The organism is Paraburkholderia sp. RL17-337-BIB-A (genome assembly GCF_046025895.1).
Taxonomy (GTDB): domain Bacteria; phylum Pseudomonadota; class Gammaproteobacteria; order Burkholderiales; family Burkholderiaceae; genus Paraburkholderia; species Paraburkholderia fungorum_C.
Genome location: NZ_JARESY010000002.1, coordinates 2,152,481 through 2,168,885, shown reverse-complemented (window position 1 = coordinate 2,168,885; position 16,405 = coordinate 2,152,481). Strand labels below are relative to the sequence as shown.

Genomic DNA, 16,405 nt, shown 5'->3' with positions numbered 1-16,405 from the left:
ACCCGCTTGCAGTAAGGCTCAGCGGTTCTGCGACTTTCTCGCATTCGGGGATTTTGCAAGTAATTGATCCACATGGACTTTCAGGATCAAACCGCCAGATTTCGCACCGAAAGTACGATAACCCCGACTTGCTCGTCCCGCCCGCCTTATCGCGACACAACCGCGCCGTCCGGTGCGCCCGCGAACAGTTTGTGATGCACATTGAGCAGATGCGCGCGCATCGCATTTTTCGCTGCGCGCGCGTCGCGATTCAGAATCGCCTCGCCAATTCGTCTATGGTCCGCGTTCATCGCGACAGGAATGTTCTCGTCGGCATAAAAGGTCTCGAGATGAGTGAACATGGGGCTGTAGCGCTTGTTCCAGAGAACCGTCATCACCTCGGTCAGCACCGCGTTACCGGTCATTTCGCTGATAAGCAAGTGAAAGCGCCTGTCCTCATCGAGAAACGCGGCGTTGTTCACCGATTGCGCCTCCAGCATGCCGATGGTTCGCGCCAGCGCTTCTCGCTGCGCATCAGTGCCGTTTTTGGCTGCAAGCGCGGCGATCTCGCCCTCGATCACCGCGCGCGCGGACAGCAAGTCCGCCGCGCTGAAGTCCGCGTCCATCAGCGCGGGCTCGATGCGAGCTTCGTCGGGGTGACGGACGAACACGCCGGCGCCGGTGCGGATTTCGACCCAGCCTGCTATTTCGAGTGCGATCAGCGCTTCGCGCACCGACGACCGGCCAACCCCAAGTTGTTTCGACAGTTCGCGCTCGGCCGGCAATGCCTGCCCTTGTTCAAACGTGCCGTCCTTGATAAGTCCGATGAGCAACGTCGAAATCTTCTGGTACAAGCGCTCCGTTTTGAGACTCGGCAGTTCCATCTCTTCACTCCGTCAATTGAATTGCGCGCCCAAAAGGAAGCCGCTATACTGTTTTCGCGGTCTAGTGGCCTGACCACCAGACCAAAAATCGCTTTTTGTAAGCATAGCATCCCCGGAGTTCGGGATGCGTCCTTAAAAGGCAAAGGCATGAAGATGACTTTTCGGTGGTTCGGCCGGGACGACCCCGTCTCGCTGGACTATATCCGTCAGATCCCGGGCATGTACGGCATTGTTTCGGCCATCTACGACGTGCCTGTCGGTGAAGTCTGGTCGCCCGAGAAAATCGTCGAACTGAAGGACACCGTCCATGCGGCGGGCCTGGCAATCGATGTGATCGAGAGCGTGCCGGTTCATGAAGACATCAAGCTTGGGAAGCCATCGCGGGACGCATTGATTTCGAATTACGCGCGCACGCTGCGCAATCTGGGCGCGGCCGGCATCAAGGTCGTTTGCTACAACTTCATGCCGGTGTTCGACTGGACCCGGACCACGCTTGCGAAGCGCCTGCCCGACGGTTCGACCACGCTTGCGTTCGACGTGGACACGGTCGCGAGCATCAATGCTGACGACGGAATCCAGTTGCCCGGCTGGGATACGAGCTACGACGCAGGTCAGTTGCGCGCGCTGCTGGCCGAATACGCGTCCTGCAGTGAAGAGCGCCTCTGGGCAAACCTCGAATACTTCTTACAGCGCGTTATTCCCGTGGCGGAAGAAGCCGGAATCCGCATGGCAATCCATCCCGACGATCCGCCGCGACCCATTTTCGGCTTGCCGCGGATCGTCAAGAATCGCGCAGATCTTGAACGCGTACTTGCCATCGTGGATAGCCCGGCAAACGGGCTCACGTTATGTTCCGGCTCGCTCGGCGCCGATACCGCGAACGACGTCGCCGCGATGGTTCGGGAATTCGCCGCCCGCGGACGCATCCCGTTTGCGCATCTGCGCAACATCAAGGTGAACGATAAAGGCGATTTTCACGAGACCGCGCATCGAACGGCTGATGGTTCGCTCGACATGGCGGCGATCATGCAGGCCTACAGCGATGCAGATTACACCGGTTATATCCGTCCGGACCACGGCCGCATGATCTGGGGCGAGACCGGCAAGCCAGGGTATGGCCTCTACGATCGCGCACTCGGCGCGGTCTATCTGAATGGGCTCTGGGAAGGCATTCGCAAGGCAAAGGAGCTGGCCTAGTCGAAACGCAGCATCAAAATTAAAACGCTGTCATAACAGGAGACAAAATAAATGATCGGTTCAGGAAAGCAGGTGGGCGCCGTGCTTGCTCTGGCGTCGTGCATGGTGGCGTCTGCAGCGCACGCACAGGTGGCTGCGGGCGATACGTCGCAAAAGAAAATCGCACTGTCCAATAGTTTCGCGGGCAACGCCTGGCGACAATCGATGCTCAAGAGCTGGGCCGCGGTATCCACGGCTGCGGTGCAGGATAAGAAAGTCGCCGCCGCGCCTGCGTTTACGACCGCCGAGAACCAGGTGACGGAGCAGGCCCAGCAGATCCAGAATCTGATTTTGCAGGGCTATAACGCGATCGTGATCGACGCCGTCTCGCCCACCGCGCTCAACGGTACGATCAAGAAGGCTTGCGCTGCCGGCGTCGTCGTGGTGTCGTTCGATGGCATCGTCGATGAACCGTGCGCGTATCGCGTCAATTTCGATTTCCGCGGCTGGGGCGAGGCGGGCGTCGATTATCTCGCCAGGCGTCTGAACGGCAAGGGCAATATTCTCGAAGTGCGCGGCGTGGCGGGGATCTCCGTAGATAATCTCATGCACGAGGGCGTGCTCACGGAACTGAAGAAGTACCCGGGCATGAAGCTCGTCGGTTCGGTGAATGGCGATTGGACACAATCCGTGGCGCAGAAGGCGGTGGCCGGCATCCTGCCGACGCTGTCGCAAGTCGATGGCGTGGCGACGGAAGGCGAGATGTCGTTCGGCATTGCGCAGGCCTTCAAGGCGGCCAACCGCCCGGTGCCGCCGATGATTATCGGCAGCACGTATGCGGAACTCAACTGGTGGAGCGAGCAGTCGAAAAACGGCTATCAGTCGCGTTCACTGTCGAATCCCCCGGGCGCGGTATCGTTTGCATTCTGGGTGGCACAGCAGGTGCTGGCCGGCAAGAATATCCCAAAGGACATGACCATCAATGTGCCGCTCCTCGATATTTCGCAGGAACAGTTGCAGGCGAAGCTCTCGGCGACGCCACAGGGCGGTATCAGCGACGTGACCTACACGTTGCCGCAAACCGTTGCGCTGCTCGACAAGAAGTAAGCTGAACGCACCCGCCCGCGGCAGGAGCGTGAGCCCGGCCCGGGCGGTTATGTGATGTCGGAACCAGACATGCGGAGCATGTGAATGGGCGTAATAAAAAATACAGCAGAGACGGAAGAGACAGGGCGCCAGGCGCTGATCCGGTTCCATGGCATCGGCAAGACATTCGGCCGCGTGCGCGCGCTGACTGACATCGACTTCAGCTTCCTCCGGGGCGAGTGCGTCGGCATCGCCGGGCATAACGGCGCGGGAAAATCGACGCTCATGGCCGTTCTTGCGGGCGTCTTCGAACCGACGCAAGGGAACATCGAGGTCGATGGCGCGCCGTCGCCGCGCTACGACGCCAACGCCGCGCGCCACGCCGGCGTGCGCTGCGTGTTCCAGGAGTTGTCGCTCTGCGCGAATCTGAGCATCGCCGAGAACATGTGCATCGTGCATCCGCAACTGCGTGGACGCGGTTGGCGGCGGCGGGCGACCGCTCTCATGCGTGAGAAGCTGGAAGAAATCTTTCCCGGCAACGGATTGAGCGGCAACGAACTGGTCTCCGACCTCACGCTCACGCAACGGCAGATGGTCGAGATCGCCCGGGGTTTCACTATCACCGATACCCCCGTGCGTCTCGTGATTCTCGACGAACCCACCTCATCGCTCGATGCGCATACCGCGGAACAGTTGCTCGCCTTCGTGCGCAAGGCTGCGCAGGGCGGCATCACGTGTCTGTTGATCACCCATATGCTCGGCGAGATACAGCGGGTGGCAGACCGCGTGATGGTGATGCGCGACGGGAGCATTGTGGGCGTGCTTGCGCGGGACAATCTCAGCCGCGAAGCGATCATCCTCGCGATGGGCCAGCACCCCGAGGTCGACAAGACGCCGGCCGCCCAGCGTGCGCGCCTTGAACGCGTCGCCGGCCCGGAATATCAATGGGCACTCGGCGCGGGACGGCGAACGAAGATCGATGCTTCGCGCGGTGAGGTGATCGGCTTTGCGGGGCTCGCGGGACAAGGGCAGACGGAGGCGCTGCTGGCCATCTACGAAACCGCTACAAGCCGCGGAGCCGGTCGTGCGAAGGTGGCTTTCGTGGCAGGCGATCGCGCGCGCGACGGCGTGTTTCCCGAGTGGTCGATCGCGCAGAACCTCGATCTGCGCTGGTTGAGCGGCGGTATGGCTGAAGCGGGCAGGGCCGGGGCGAAGCGCTTGCCGATTCCAGGGCTCGTGGATTTTGCCGCGGCGCGCGCAGTCGTTGAGGCGTGGCGCGTGAAGATCGGGATTCGGGGTGCATCGGTGAATGCGGGCATTCTCTCGCTGTCCGGTGGCAACCAGCAAAAGGTACTGTTCGCACGCGCGCTCGCATCGGATGCCGACCTGATCCTGATGGACGATCCCACTCGCGGTGTCGATGTCGGCACCAAACGGGACATCTATCAACTCGTGCGCGACGAAGCGGCGAAGGGCCGCACCTTCATCTGGTACACGACCGAGAACGAAGAACTGAATTATTGCGACCGCACCTACGTGTTTCGTTCGGCCTCCGTCACGCGCATGCTGCACGCCGACGAATGCACGGAAGAAGCGCTCCTGGCCGCCAGTTTCGAGGAGCATGCCGCATGACGTTTGCGATTACCCAGGCGCGATTGCGCGCGTTACTTCCGGTCATTTCGCTGGTCGCCGTGCTCGTGCCGATCCTGTACCTGCAGCCGACCACGATGAGCTATTTCGGTTCGAGCCTGTTGTTGAACCTTGCCGTGCCTATCGTGCTGGCGACGCTCGCGCAACTCGCGATCATCACGGTCAACGACTTAGATTTATCGATCGGGCCATTTGTGAGCCTCGTGGCCTGCATTGGCGCGACCCTGCTGGTGAGCCGGCCGTGGCTCGGCGTACTGACGCTGGCGGGTTGCGTGCTGGCGTATGCAGCGGTCGGGGCGCTGATCGAGCTGCGGCAGATTCCATCGATTGTGGTGACGCTTGGCCTGGCATTCGTCTGGAGCGGGCTCGCGATCGTGTTGCTGCCGTCACCTGGCGGCACGAGCCCTGAATGGCTCGGCACGGTGATGAACTACCAGACACCGTGGATCGCAGCGCCTATTGTGTGGTCCGCTCTGATTGCAGGGCTCGGGCATCTGTTACTGATGCGCACGTCGGCGGGCGCCCGGATCCGCGGAGCCGGGGGAAATCCACGCGCGATGCGTCGTTTCGGCTGGTCGCTCGTGCGCAGCAAGGCGACGCTTTACGGCATCGCGGGTCTGTTCGGCGTTTTGTCGGGTTTGTCGCTTCTGGGCCTGACCACCTCTGCCGATGCCAATCTCGCTTTGCGTTATACGCTGCTGTCGATTGCGGCCGTGATTCTGGGCGGCGGGGAATTTGTCGGCGGGCGCGTGTCGGTGGTCGGTGCGGTGCTGGGCGCGATCACGCTGACGCTTGCCGCGTCGTTTCTCGCCTTCCTGAACATTTCGCCGGACTGGCAGGTCGGCATGCAAGGGGCGATCCTGATCATCGTTCTGTCGTTGCGCGTATTGCTGCAACGCGGAGACCGCCAATGAGCCCGCAAACATCCAGCGAAGTGCGCAGCGATAAGGAAGCCACCGTTGCGCTGGCGCCCAAAGCCGCCTGGCCGGCCGGGCTCAAGAGCGTTAAGGCACCGTGGGCCTGGTCGTTCGTGGGGGCGGTCCTGGTCTGGCTGGCCATTGTCACGATCTTCGGGTTTTCGATTGCGGCCAACGTGGCCCAGACGGCACTGGTGTACGGCGTTTTCATGGTGCTGGTGGGTCTCGGGCAGATGCTTGTCATCACGTCCGGCGTGGGCAACATCGACTTGTCGGTGCCGTCCACGATCGCGCTCGCGGGCGTCGTCAGCATGCACGTGATGAACGGGGCGAACGACCGGATCGTGCTGGGTCTCGCGTCGGTGCTCGGCGTGGGTATCGCGGTCGGGCTCGCCAATTACGCGCTGATCCGGTTGCTGCGCATTCCGCCGATCATCGCGACGATGTCGTCCAGCTTCATCATCCAGTCGCTGGCCATCACGCAGGGGCGTCAATTGCCTCCGCCGCCTGCCGCGCTCGGCGCGTTTGCAACCAGTCGTCTCGCGCAGATCCCGTACATTGCACTGGCGGTGCTCGTGCTGTCGCTTGCGCTCGCCTTGCTGCTGCATCGCTCCATCTACGGCCGGCGGCTTTCCGCGATCGGACAGAACTCGCGCGCTGCATGGCTCGCAGGCGTCGACGTACATTGGACGCGTTGCATTGCCTACGTGCTGTCGTCGGTGATTGCGGCGTTTACCGCGCTTCTGCTCGCGGCGGTCTCCGGTGGCGCGTCGCTCGACATGGGCGTGGAGTACATGCTGATATCGATCGCCGTTGTCGTGATCGGCGGCACGCTCGTCACAGGCGGCAAGCCGACCATCGCCGGCGTCTGGGGTGCATCGATGTTCCTGTTTCTCTCGAATGCCGTACTCAATGCGGTCGGCGCCGATTCAGGCGTGCGCTCGGTGGTGTACGGTTTGCTGATCATTGTCGTGACGGTCGCGGCCGGCGGAAAAACGTTGCGATGAAAGCGCGCTCAAAAAGGACAAGCTAATGAAATCTGACGAACTTGAAGTACACGATCCCCGCTTTCGCACGCTGGTCCAGCCTAATGCGCCGCTGCAAAAGCTCACCGACGAATGCCTGTGGGCCGAGGGGCCGGTGTACTTTCCGGCGACCGACTTGCTGATCTGGAGTGATATTCCCAACAACCGTATGTTGCGATGGGCGCCGGGCATGGGCGTGGGCGTCTATCGGTCCAACTCCAATTACAGCAACGGCAATACGCGCGACCGCGAAGGACGCCTGGTGAGCTGCGAGCACGGCGGTCGTCAAGTCACGCGCACGGAGCACGATGGCAGCGTTGTCGTACTCGCGTCGCATTACGAAGGCCTGCGACTGAATTCCCCGAATGATCTTGTCGTCGATTCGAATGGCACGATCTGGTTCACCGATCCTGACTATGGAATCCTGAGCGATTACGAAGGCTTTCGGGCACCGAGCGAAATCGGCAGCTGCAATGTGTATCGTGTTTCGCCGGACAATGGACGCGTGCACCTCGTTGCCAACGACTTCGTCAAGCCTAACGGGCTCGCGTTTTCGCCGGACGAAACACGTCTGTACATTGCGGACTCCGGTGCGTCGCATGACGTGAATGGGCCGCGCCATATCCGCGTCTTCGACGTCGCCAGTGGCGGCGCGTTGCGCAACGGACGCTTGTTCGTGGAGATGGAAAGCGGCGTGCCGGATGGCCTGAGGACGGACGAACACGGCAATGTGTGGACGAGTGCGGAAGACGGCGTGCACTGCTATGCGCCAGATGGCACTTTGCTCGGCAAAATCCTGATTCCCGAAGCGGTGGCCAACCTTACCTTTGGCGGCGTGAACCGCAACCGGCTGTTCATTACAGCGAGTTCATCGGTATATGCGCTGCATGTTAGCGTTCGGGGCGCCGCACGCTGAGGCGGAAACACCACGCAAACAACGCGCAGCGCCGGCCAGTCACGCCAGCCGGCGCTGCGGATTCATTACTTCCCTCCCACCACTGCAACCACTTCCTCGCGCGTGTATTCCTTGTTCGCGAGCGAACCCGGAGGCGTTTTTGCCAGGACGGCGTCGAGCTCTTCCGGCTTCACTTCGAGCACGGGCATACGGATGTCGTGCGGCATCTTCTTGCCTGCCAGCAATTGCTGCGTCACCCAGAATGCAAACGTCGACGCACCCGGCGGAATGGTTACCGACATGGTTTCATAGCCGCTCTTCTTCTGATCGGCCCACCACGCAAGTTCTTCCTGGCGATTGCCGAGGATGATGATCGGTGTCGGCCTGCCGGCTGCCTTCAGCGCCTGTGCTGTGCCGAAACCATCGCCACCTTGCGTGAGGACGCCGTCGATTTTCGGCAACGTCGGCAAGATGCTCGCCACCTCTTTCTGCGCAACTGTTTGTGTCCAGTCGCCATGTACCGATCCGACTACCTTCAGACCCGGATACTTTTTGAGCTCGTCGACCATGCCTTGATGAATCTCGTCATCGACCGACACGCCGGCCAGTCCGCGGACCTCGAGCAGGTTGCCCTTGCCATTGAGCCGCTTCGCCAGATAATCCACCTGCATTCTGCCCATGCCCTGGAAGTCGACGGCGATTCGGTATGCGCAAGGCTCGGATGCGATGCCGTCGAACGACACGACCGTCACGCCCGCGGCGCACGCCTGCTTGATCACGCCGTTAAGCGCGGTGGGAGACACAGCGTCGACCGTTATTGCCTTGAAGCCCTGGAGGATCAGGTTCTGGATTTGCTGGACTTGCTCGGTCGCCTGGCTTTCGGCCGTGGTAAATGTGGGCGCGGCTGCCACCACTTTCTGTTTGACTGCGACGTCCGCGACGTCGGACCAACTCTTGAGCATCATCTGACGCCAGCTGTTGCCGGCGTAGTTATTCGATAGCGCGATTTTCATTGACGATGTATCGCCTGTTGCCACCTGGGCTGACGCCGACATGGCGAACCCGGCAAAAAACGCGACGCTGAGAATCTTGCAAGCCAGTCTGCTTGATCGCACGTGCTGTCTCCTTTCGTATGTAATGTGATTCAAGCGCCGCCGACGGTTCGAGCCGCGCTCGTCACCGCATCATTTTGCCGGATTTGAGGGCATACGTGCTATGACTATTGAGGTATTTCGGATACCGGCACAAAGAGGGCGATGAAAGAAAACCCGCGCACTCACGTGACGAACCGGCCTTCTCGAATGCGATGCATCGGTTCGATGCCTGAGATCGCACCGGCGCGTTCAGCCATCATTTCGACGAGGTCCCGAAGGCTGAGCTTGTGATGCATGTATCAACGCACGGTATCGTCAAGTGTAGAACGGTGCGCACTCGAACATACAGTATGTCAGGATGCCTAATTTAAGCGGCGAGTCGCCCCAGCATCAGGGCACCCGTCACGCTTTCCAACGCCTCGAAGCCCTCGGCGCGAAGCGCCCGCTTCTGTTTTGCGTCGGTGTGGTAACGGCAATGCAGGAACAGATTGCCCACCTGATCATGGACCGAAGCGAAACGTTGCAGGTGACGCGCTGATTTGAAGCGGCGCATCACCTTCTCGCGTCCCCGTGTCGGCTGGTGCGAGTTTTCCGCCCGGTAGTTCGGCCCCTTGTGCTGACGGTGTTCGACCTTGAGTCCCAGATCCCGGTTCGCCGCCGCGTAGCTCCTGAGCTGGTTGGTGATCAACACCCTAGGCGCGCGCCCGTGCTTCCCCCGGCGTTGCACCAGCACGTCGAGCGCCGCGCCATGCTGATCCACCGCACGCCACAGCCAGTGCTTCCTGCCATCGAGCTGCCACTTGTCGGCTCGCGCCAGCACGGTGGATCGGATACGCCGCGCAATGCCCAGCCCGAACTTCACCGACAAGCGTCGCACGGTCCCGTACGTGAGTTGAATGCCGCGTGCGGCCAGCCGATCCTCGACCATGCGCCGGCTCAGCGGGAAGCGGTAGTACAGCCCCACATCGTAGCTGATCACTTCAGGCGGAGACCGGTAGCCGGCATAGGAAATGGTGTCGGTCGCCGGCGCGCGCTGCGGGAAAGTGGTTCGTTTCATGCCCGCTATTGTCGCCGTATCTCCCTCAACCTGCCATCAACGTGACAATACCCATGGATGGATATCAGCTGGAAATGTTTTGAACGGTCGACGCGCTTCAGCGAGCATGCGCTTTGGGTTCGGGCAAGGTGGCCCGCACGACGAATGTCATCGCGACGGCAAACAGCAGCGTCGCGGCGAGGAAATACAGGCCGGCTGCGAGACTACCCGTCGCGTCCTTGATGAGGCCAATACCGTAGGGGTCCCACATAGCCGCCCAGATTCGCGAGCGAGTTGATCGTCGCGATGCCGACAGCGGCGCGCGCGCCCGACAGGAACTGCCCCGGCAGGGCCCACACGACGGCCTGGATCGAATACAGGGAGAACGCGGTCAGGCAGATGAACAGGAATTGCAGCGCGGCGACATGCGTCCATGCGCTCGCCGCCATCGTGATCGCCGCGAATCCCGACACGACGACGATATGCCAGTAACGCTCGCGCTTACGATCCGAGTGACGCGGCACGACATACAGGCCGACGACCGCGAACAGATACGGCACCGCGGACAGCAGGCCCGTCGTAGCATCGCTGACGCCGAACGCCTTGATGATGGTCGGCAGCCAAAGCGACAGCCCGTAGATGCTCAACGGAAACGGCAGAAACAGCAGCGCGAGCAGCAGCACGCGTTTGTCCTTGAGCGCCGCAAGCGGATTGCCGTGTGACTTCAGGCCATACGATGCGCTATCGACGGCGAGTTCGCGCTCGATCCACGCGCGATCGGATGCCGCAAGCCATGACGCGTTCGCGGGCGACTCGGGCAGCAGGCGCAACGTCGGCATGCACAGCATCACCGCGGGCAGGCCGCTCAGCACGAACAGCGTCTGCCAGTTCGACAGGCCCAACGCGCCGTGCGTCGACAGCACGAAGCCCGCAATCGGGCCCACCAGAATCCCGGCGAGCGGTTGCGCGAGGACCAGCAAACCGATGATGCGCGCGCTATGCCGCATCGGGAACCACTTCGTGAGAAAGTACAGGATGCCCGGATACAGCCCCGCTTCCGCCGCGCCAAGCAGAAAGCGCAGCACGTAGAAGCTCGTCGGTCCGCTCACGAGCGCCATCGCCATCGTGATGACACCCCACGTGAACAGGATGCGCGTGAACCACACGCGCGCGCCGAAGCGTTCCAAGGCGAGATTGCTCGGCACTTCGCATAGAAAATAGCCGATGAAGAACAGGCCCGCGCCCAGACCATATGCGGCGTCGCTGAGACCGACTGCCGCGTTCATGTGCAGCTTCGCGAAACCGACCACGGAACGGTCGATATAGGCAACGACGTAAATCAGTGCGAGAAACGGAATCAGCCGGCGGGTCAGTAGCCTCATGATCCGCGGTTCGTCGGCGGCAGCGAAGCCGGTGCCCGCGTCGGGCGAGGGGATGGCCTGCTGCGCGCTGGCGTAGGGTGTCGTCATTCAATGTCTCCTTGTTGTAGTTATGGGCCGGTCTTGATCGGCTTGCGCGGTCAGCCGCCATCCTTGCCTGCTAATTCGATGTCGACTCGTGCTTGCCCGCGATGCGCCGATGCGCGCCAAGCGGGTTCGCATCACGCAGCGGCGCGGGCAACAGTCGGGCGGGCAGATTCTGGTAGCACGCGGGTCGCATGAAGCGCTCGATCGCGGCTGTGCCGACCGACGTGCTGCGTCCATCGGAGGTCACCGGGAACGGACCGCCGCGGACCATCGCGTCGCATACCTCGACGCCCCTTCGGAAAAGCGTTCGCCAGAATACGACCCGCCTTGCGTTCGAGAATTGGCAACAGTGCCTGCGCGGCGAGCTGATCGGCATCGTCGAGATGCAGCGTGATCGTCAGTTGACGTTCGTTGCGATTGAACACGGCGCACAGTTCGTTCGCATCGACACATTCGACCAGCACGCTGCACGGACCAAACACTTCAGCAGTTCACCCGTCAGGTTCATCCGAGCTCCCCTCAATGCGAATGGCGCGGCACAGCGGCGCCCCGGCAGCCAACGAGAAAGTCGAGATCGCAGCCCTCGTCCGCCTGCAACACATGATCGACATAAAGCCGCTGATACCCGCCACCTAGCGGCATCTCGGGCGGCGTATGCTTTTCCAGCCGACGCGCGAGTTCTTCATCGCTGATATCGACGCGCAGTGTGCCCGCATCGCAATCGAGCTCGATCCAGTCACCGTCCTGCACGGCAGCGAGCGGGCCGCCTGCCGCGGCTTCGGGCGTCACGTGCAACACGACCGTGCCGTATGCGGTTCCGCTCATCCGCGCATCGGAGATCCGCACCATGTCCTTTACACCCTGACGCAACAGCTTGGGCGGCAAGCCCATATTGCCGACTTCGGCCATGCCCGGATAACCCTTGGGTCCGCAGTTCTTCATCACGAGCACCGAATTAGCGTCGACGTCGAGCGTTTCGTCGACGATGCGCTCCTTGTAGTGCTCGAGGTTTTCGAAGACGACGGCGCGGCCCCGATGCTTGAGCAATTCAGGCGTCGCTGCCGACGGTTTCAGCACCGCGCCGCGGGGGGCGAGATTGCCCCGCAGCACGCGAATGCCGCCATCCTTTACAAGCGGCTTGTCGAGTGGACGGATCACTTCGTCGTCGTAAATCGGCGCATCCATCACGTTATGCCAGAGGGCCTTGCCGTTCACGGTCATCGCGCCCGGGTGCGGCAACAGGTCCGCTTCGCCCAGGCGCCGCAGCACGGCGGGCAAACCGCCTGCGTAATAGAACTCTTCCATCAGGAAGCGGCCCGACGGCATCAGGTCGACGACGGTCGGCGTATTGCGGCCGATGCGCACCCAGTCGTCAAGATCGAGCTTTACGCCGATACGCCCCGCAATCGCCTTGAGGTGAATGACGGCATTGGTCGAGCCGCCGATCGCCGCATTCACACGGATTGCGTTCATGAACGCCTCGCGCGTCAGGATCTTCGACAGTGTGAGCCCTTCGTGCGCCATCTCGACGATGCGCGCGCCGGACATGTGCGCGAGTACGTAGCGGCGCGAATCAACAGCGGGAATCGCCGCGTTGTGCGGTAGCGACGTGCCGAGCGCTTCGGCCATGCACGCCATCGTCGATGCCGTGCCCATCGTGTTGCAGGTGCCTGCGGAGCGCGACATGCCGGATTCTGCCGACAGGAACTTGTGCAAATCGATCTCGCCCGCCTTCAGCGATTCATGCAATTGCCACACGGCCGTGCCCGAGCCGATATTCTTGCCGTCAAGCTTGCCGTTGAGCATGGGGCCGCCCGTGACGACAATCGCGGGCACGTCGCAGCTTGCCGCGCCCATCAGCAGCGCGGGCGTGGTCTTGTCGCAGCCGGTCAGCAGCACGACGGCATCGATGGGATTACCGCGAATCGCTTCTTCGACGTCCATTGCCGCGAGATTGCGCGTGAGCATCGCCGTGGGACGCAGATTCGATTCGCCATTCGAAAACACCGGGAATTCGACGGGGAAACCGCCCGCTTCGTAGATGCCGCGTTTCACGTGCTCGGCGATCTTGCGAAAGTGCGCATTGCACGGCGTCAGTTCGGACCACGTATTACAGATGCCGATAACGGGGCGGCCGTCGAACTCATGATCAGGAATGCCCTGATTCTTCATCCAGCTTCGATACATGAAGCCGTTTTTGTCGGCGGTGCCGAACCATTGGACCGAACGCAGCTTGGTTTTCTTATCTGACATACTTAGTTCCTGAAGGCAAGTGCTGAGGCGCAGAACCGCCGACGCACGATCCGCTGTGGCTTCGCCCGACAACCCCTTTGCGAAAAGCGATGCATATGCAACGGACGGGTAGTGGGCCTGTGACGTAGTCGCGGTTCATTCGAGATGGAAAGTGTACGAAAAGGTCTGATATCTTTCTAATGAAAATTGACATCGAACTGATATCGCTTTAATTATTGGTATTAACCCTTATGCTTGACTCGAATCCCTGGTATGTCCGCACCCGGCTGAAGACGCGGCAACTGCTGCTGCTCGTTGCACTCGACGAAGAAGGCAACATCCATCGTGCCGCCGACGCGCTCAGCATGTCGCAGCCTGCAGCGTCGAAGCTGTTGCGCGAACTCGAAGAAATGCTGGATGCGGCACTGTTCGAGCGCATGCCACGCGGCATGCGGCCCACGCTATATGGCGACGTGATGATTCGTCATGCGCGCTCGGTTGTTGGCAGTCTCGATCAGGCGCGCGAAGAAGTGCTTGGCCTGAAGGCGGGGCAGCTCGGACGCGTCGCCGTCGGCACGATCACATCGCCCGCCGTCAGCCTGCTGCCCGCCGCCATCGCGCAGACCAAGTTCAATCATCCGAGCGTGAGTGTGAGCGTGGAGATCGACAGCAGCAACGTGCTGCTCGAAAACCTCGCGCAGGACAAGCTCGATCTCGTGATCGGCCGGCTTTCCGCTGAACATGACAAGCTGCATCTTCGCTACGAGCCTCTCGCTGAGGAGCAGGCACTCGCGGTCGTCCGCAAGGGGCATCCATTGCTGGCGGCGCAATCGCTGACGCTGGCCGATGTCATCGACGCCTCGTGGAGTGTGCCGCCAGCGCAAAGCGTGCTGCGCCATCGCTTCGAGCTTATGTTCCAGCGTCAAAGCCTCGCGCCCCCGTGCAACGTGGTCGAAAGTGCGGAACTGCTCTTCGTCACGAGCCTGCTGTCGCAAAGCGACATGCTTGCCGTGCTCGCCGCCGAAGTCGCGCATTACTACGCCGTGCACGGCCTGCTGTCGATCCTGCCGCTCGACATGCCGCTGCGCATGGACGACTTCGGCATCATTACGCGCACCAAGCGGCTGCTGTCACCCGCCACCACGCAAGTCGTGCGCGCGTTGAAGCAGGTGGCGAGCGAGCTTTACAGCACGGTGCCGTAACGGCTCATGTCACGTCGTGACGTATCGCGGGCATTGTCACGTTAATGGCAGGTTGAGGGAGATACGGCGACAATAGCGGGCATGAAATGACCCACTTTCCCGCAGCGCGCGCCGGCGACCGACACCATTTCCTATGCCGGCTACCGGTCTCCGCCTGAAGTGATCAGCTACGCTATGGGGCTGTACTACCGCTTCCCGCTGAGCCTGCGCATGGTCGAGGAACGGCTCTGTCAAGTTGACGGGCGCAGACTATCTGCGTGGCTTAACAGTAGTTATCCTTATTAGATAACTTTATCGGCTGCGCCAGTAACAGTCCCAACTGGTTGCGGGTTTTCTTAGGCGGCTAAATTTGTCTGCGAGCCGCATCAGGACTGGATCTGGTGATCTGCGCGGCCGGATCGGTTAAAGTCCGGATTTTTGGATGTTACGGATGGCTGGAAATCAATGCGGGCAAGCGATTCCAACGAAATTGAGCGTTGAGCAGTTCGAGCGGCGTTGTCACATTAAAGTGTTCGGGTCGCAGTAGTTCGATAAACTGACCTTTCCTCAAAAGCCAGACGGATTTTGGCTAAGCCCGGCGAAACGATGCCACGCGGCAAAGCGTTCTCCGAGTTGTTTGCGGTAGAGCGACGCACGTATCAGATGTCGCTTCAGTGCGAAGTGCTGCCGGATCGGTCCAAAGCTCGACAAGAACGCTTGCGTGCGTTCCGGATCACGAAAACCGCGCATGCGGCGCTCGCGTTCTCGCGTAGGCTGATGGCTGTTTTCAGCACGGTTGTTGACCCGGGCACTGGCTTTGACAAAGACGTGCTTGACGTTGATCAGCTCGGGGATCTCCGCCTTTGCGGCCGGATAGCTGCGCAGTTGGTCGGTCACGATCTTGCGCGGTACCTCGGGACAGGCGGCAAGCACGCGCTTGAAAAAACGCTTGGCTGCCGCCTTGTCGCGACGCTTCTGCAATAGGATATCGAGTTCGGCACCATGCTGATCAACTGCTCGCCACAGCAGGTAAGGCTCGCCGCGCAACGTCACAAACACCTCGTCGAGATGCCAGGTTGAGCCGGGCTTGCGACGCGCAGACTTAGCGCGATGCGCGAAGCCCGCACCGAACTTGTCACACCAGCGCCGAACTGTTTCGTAACTGACGATTACACCGCGCTCGAACAGCAACTCTTCGATGTCACGAAGGCTGAGCTGGAACCGGAAATACCAACGCACGGCGCAGCTGATGACTGCGGCGGGAAAGCGATGGCCGTGATAAAGCGATTTTGTCTTCTTCATCGCGCAATCTTACGCGACCGCATCGCCAATGTGACAGAGCCACAGACCGTCACCATGATCGCGGCGGCATAGACGCGCCGGCCCAGAAAACGCACGGACACCGGCGTCGTGCGGCGGCGGCAGCCGGCACAGCAGACGCTGTGGCGGAAGTCGCAATCGGGCTGGGCTTCGCGGGGAATTCCGAGCCCCCGCAGCGTCTGATATGTTGTGATTGCCTCTTCCTGGCCGCGGCGGCTTGTGTCTGTGGCGATAACATCGTTATCAAAAGACTTCGCCATGTTAGCCGCCGCCAATTGCTCCACAAAATTGGTGAAGCCAGAAGCGCCTAGGTCGACCACAACAGGCTCGATCGCCCGCAACATCTCAAGCCGCATCTCGTGGAGGTCATCACCAAAAAAACTTTCGACTGCGGCGCCGTATTGCGTCGCGTCCTGATTCACCGAGTCCACCGAGAAACGCCGGCCGCCGAGGCGGCCATCCTT

The 16,405-nt window shown here is 61.2% G+C and carries 13 protein-coding genes and 3 pseudogenes; 8 read left to right on the top strand and 8 right to left on the bottom strand.

All coding sequences use genetic code 11. From position 1 onward, the window contains the following. Positions 1-146: 146 nt before the first annotated feature. On the bottom strand, positions 147-863 hold the full coding sequence (locus P0D84_RS30450) for a FadR/GntR family transcriptional regulator (RefSeq protein ID WP_408342775.1): 717 nt from the start codon (positions 861-863) through the stop codon (positions 147-149). A 147-nt stretch (positions 864-1,010) separates the two neighbouring features. Here P0D84_RS30450 and uxuA point away from each other — a divergent pair, with 147 nt between their 5' ends. From uxuA to P0D84_RS30420, 6 genes are all read left to right on the top strand, one after another. After that, a complete protein-coding gene (gene uxuA, locus P0D84_RS30445) occupies positions 1,011-2,060 on the top strand; it encodes a mannonate dehydratase (RefSeq protein WP_408342773.1) in 1,050 nt (349 codons plus the stop codon). A 51-nt stretch (positions 2,061-2,111) separates the two neighbouring features. Beyond that, positions 2,112-3,146, top strand: coding sequence for an ABC transporter substrate-binding protein (locus P0D84_RS30440; protein WP_408342771.1), 1,035 nt, complete (start codon positions 2,112-2,114; stop codon positions 3,144-3,146). An 84-nt stretch (positions 3,147-3,230) separates the two neighbouring features. Next, positions 3,231-4,757: a sugar ABC transporter ATP-binding protein gene (locus tag P0D84_RS30435; protein WP_408342769.1), complete on the top strand. Its 1,527-nt coding sequence runs from the start codon at positions 3,231-3,233 to the stop codon at positions 4,755-4,757. Beyond that, the gene (locus P0D84_RS30430) at positions 4,754-5,689 is read left to right on the top strand and encodes an ABC transporter permease (protein ID WP_408342767.1); all 936 of its coding nucleotides are present in this window, start codon (positions 4,754-4,756) and stop codon (positions 5,687-5,689) included. Before P0D84_RS30435 ends, P0D84_RS30430 begins: the two co-directional genes overlap by 4 nt. Then, the gene (locus tag P0D84_RS30425; protein WP_408342765.1) at positions 5,686-6,699 is read left to right on the top strand and encodes an ABC transporter permease; all 1,014 of its coding nucleotides are present in this window, start codon (positions 5,686-5,688) and stop codon (positions 6,697-6,699) included. The genes P0D84_RS30430 and P0D84_RS30425 overlap by 4 nt, the downstream gene beginning before the upstream one ends. A gap of 25 nt (positions 6,700-6,724) precedes the next feature. Then, positions 6,725-7,633 carry an SMP-30/gluconolactonase/LRE family protein gene (locus P0D84_RS30420; RefSeq protein WP_408342763.1) on the top strand — a complete coding sequence of 303 codons (909 nt, stop codon included), beginning with the start codon at positions 6,725-6,727 and terminating at the stop codon, positions 7,631-7,633. 65 nt (positions 7,634-7,698) lie between these two features. Here the strand turns inward: P0D84_RS30420 and P0D84_RS30415 are convergent, their stop codons facing one another. The 5 genes and pseudogenes from P0D84_RS30415 to P0D84_RS30395 form a co-directional block, all read right to left on the bottom strand. Continuing rightward, positions 7,699-8,667, bottom strand: a complete 969-nt coding sequence (locus P0D84_RS30415) for an ABC transporter substrate-binding protein (protein WP_408346149.1) — start codon at positions 8,665-8,667, stop codon at positions 7,699-7,701. A 406-nt stretch (positions 8,668-9,073) separates the two neighbouring features. Then, complete coding sequence (locus P0D84_RS30410; protein ID WP_408342761.1) at positions 9,074-9,763, bottom strand: DDE-type integrase/transposase/recombinase; 690 nt, start codon at positions 9,761-9,763, stop codon at positions 9,074-9,076. 97 nt (positions 9,764-9,860) lie between these two features. Continuing rightward, positions 9,861-11,211 (bottom strand): annotated as a pseudogene (locus tag P0D84_RS30405) (MFS transporter). Positions 11,212-11,281: 70 nt separating this feature from the next. Beyond that, positions 11,282-11,693: pseudogene (locus P0D84_RS30400) on the bottom strand (aldehyde dehydrogenase (NADP(+))); the annotation flags it as partial. A 34-nt stretch (positions 11,694-11,727) separates the two neighbouring features. Next, the gene (locus tag P0D84_RS30395) at positions 11,728-13,461 is read right to left on the bottom strand and encodes an IlvD/Edd family dehydratase (RefSeq protein WP_408342759.1); all 1,734 of its coding nucleotides are present in this window, start codon (positions 13,459-13,461) and stop codon (positions 11,728-11,730) included. Positions 13,462-13,691: 230 nt separating this feature from the next. Between P0D84_RS30395 and P0D84_RS30390 the strand changes: the two genes are divergently transcribed. After that, on the top strand, positions 13,692-14,642 hold the full coding sequence (locus P0D84_RS30390) for a LysR substrate-binding domain-containing protein (RefSeq protein ID WP_408342757.1): 951 nt from the start codon (positions 13,692-13,694) through the stop codon (positions 14,640-14,642). 126 nt (positions 14,643-14,768) lie between these two features. Next, a pseudogene (locus P0D84_RS30385) lies at positions 14,769-14,870 on the top strand (IS6 family transposase); the annotation flags it as partial. Between the two features lie 318 nt (positions 14,871-15,188). Here the strand turns inward: P0D84_RS30385 and P0D84_RS30380 are convergent. Together P0D84_RS30380 and P0D84_RS30375 are read right to left on the bottom strand one after the other, a co-directional pair. Further along, the gene (locus tag P0D84_RS30380) at positions 15,189-15,923 is read right to left on the bottom strand and encodes an IS6 family transposase (RefSeq protein ID WP_408342756.1); all 735 of its coding nucleotides are present in this window, start codon (positions 15,921-15,923) and stop codon (positions 15,189-15,191) included. Beyond that, entirely contained in the window at positions 15,920-16,363 is a 444-nt protein-coding gene (locus tag P0D84_RS30375; protein ID WP_408342755.1) for a hypothetical protein, read from the bottom strand. The genes P0D84_RS30380 and P0D84_RS30375 overlap by 4 nt, the downstream gene beginning before the upstream one ends. Between the last annotated feature and the right edge of the window lie 42 nt (positions 16,364-16,405).

Coding starts and splice junctions, on each gene's coding strand:
- P0D84_RS30450 (WP_408342775.1), bottom strand. CDS start 863: ATGGAACTGCCGAGTCTCAAAACGGAGCGCTTGTACCAGAAGATTTCG.
- P0D84_RS30420 (WP_408342763.1), top strand. CDS start 6,725: ATGAAATCTGACGAACTTGAAGTACACGATCCCCGCTTTCGCACGCTG.
- P0D84_RS30395 (WP_408342759.1), bottom strand. CDS start 13,461: ATGTCAGATAAGAAAACCAAGCTGCGTTCGGTCCAATGGTTCGGCACC.
- P0D84_RS30380 (WP_408342756.1), bottom strand. CDS start 15,923: ATGAAGAAGACAAAATCGCTTTATCACGGCCATCGCTTTCCCGCCGCA.
- uxuA (WP_408342773.1), top strand. CDS start 1,011: ATGAAGATGACTTTTCGGTGGTTCGGCCGGGACGACCCCGTCTCGCTG.
- P0D84_RS30425 (WP_408342765.1), top strand. CDS start 5,686: ATGAGCCCGCAAACATCCAGCGAAGTGCGCAGCGATAAGGAAGCCACC.
- P0D84_RS30415 (WP_408346149.1), bottom strand. CDS start 8,667: ATGTCGGCGTCAGCCCAGGTGGCAACAGGCGATACATCGTCAATGAAA.
- P0D84_RS30435 (WP_408342769.1), top strand. CDS start 3,231: ATGGGCGTAATAAAAAATACAGCAGAGACGGAAGAGACAGGGCGCCAG.
- P0D84_RS30440 (WP_408342771.1), top strand. CDS start 2,112: ATGATCGGTTCAGGAAAGCAGGTGGGCGCCGTGCTTGCTCTGGCGTCG.
- P0D84_RS30410 (WP_408342761.1), bottom strand. CDS start 9,763: ATGAAACGAACCACTTTCCCGCAGCGCGCGCCGGCGACCGACACCATT.
- P0D84_RS30390 (WP_408342757.1), top strand. CDS start 13,692: ATGCTTGACTCGAATCCCTGGTATGTCCGCACCCGGCTGAAGACGCGG.
- P0D84_RS30430 (WP_408342767.1), top strand. CDS start 4,754: ATGACGTTTGCGATTACCCAGGCGCGATTGCGCGCGTTACTTCCGGTC.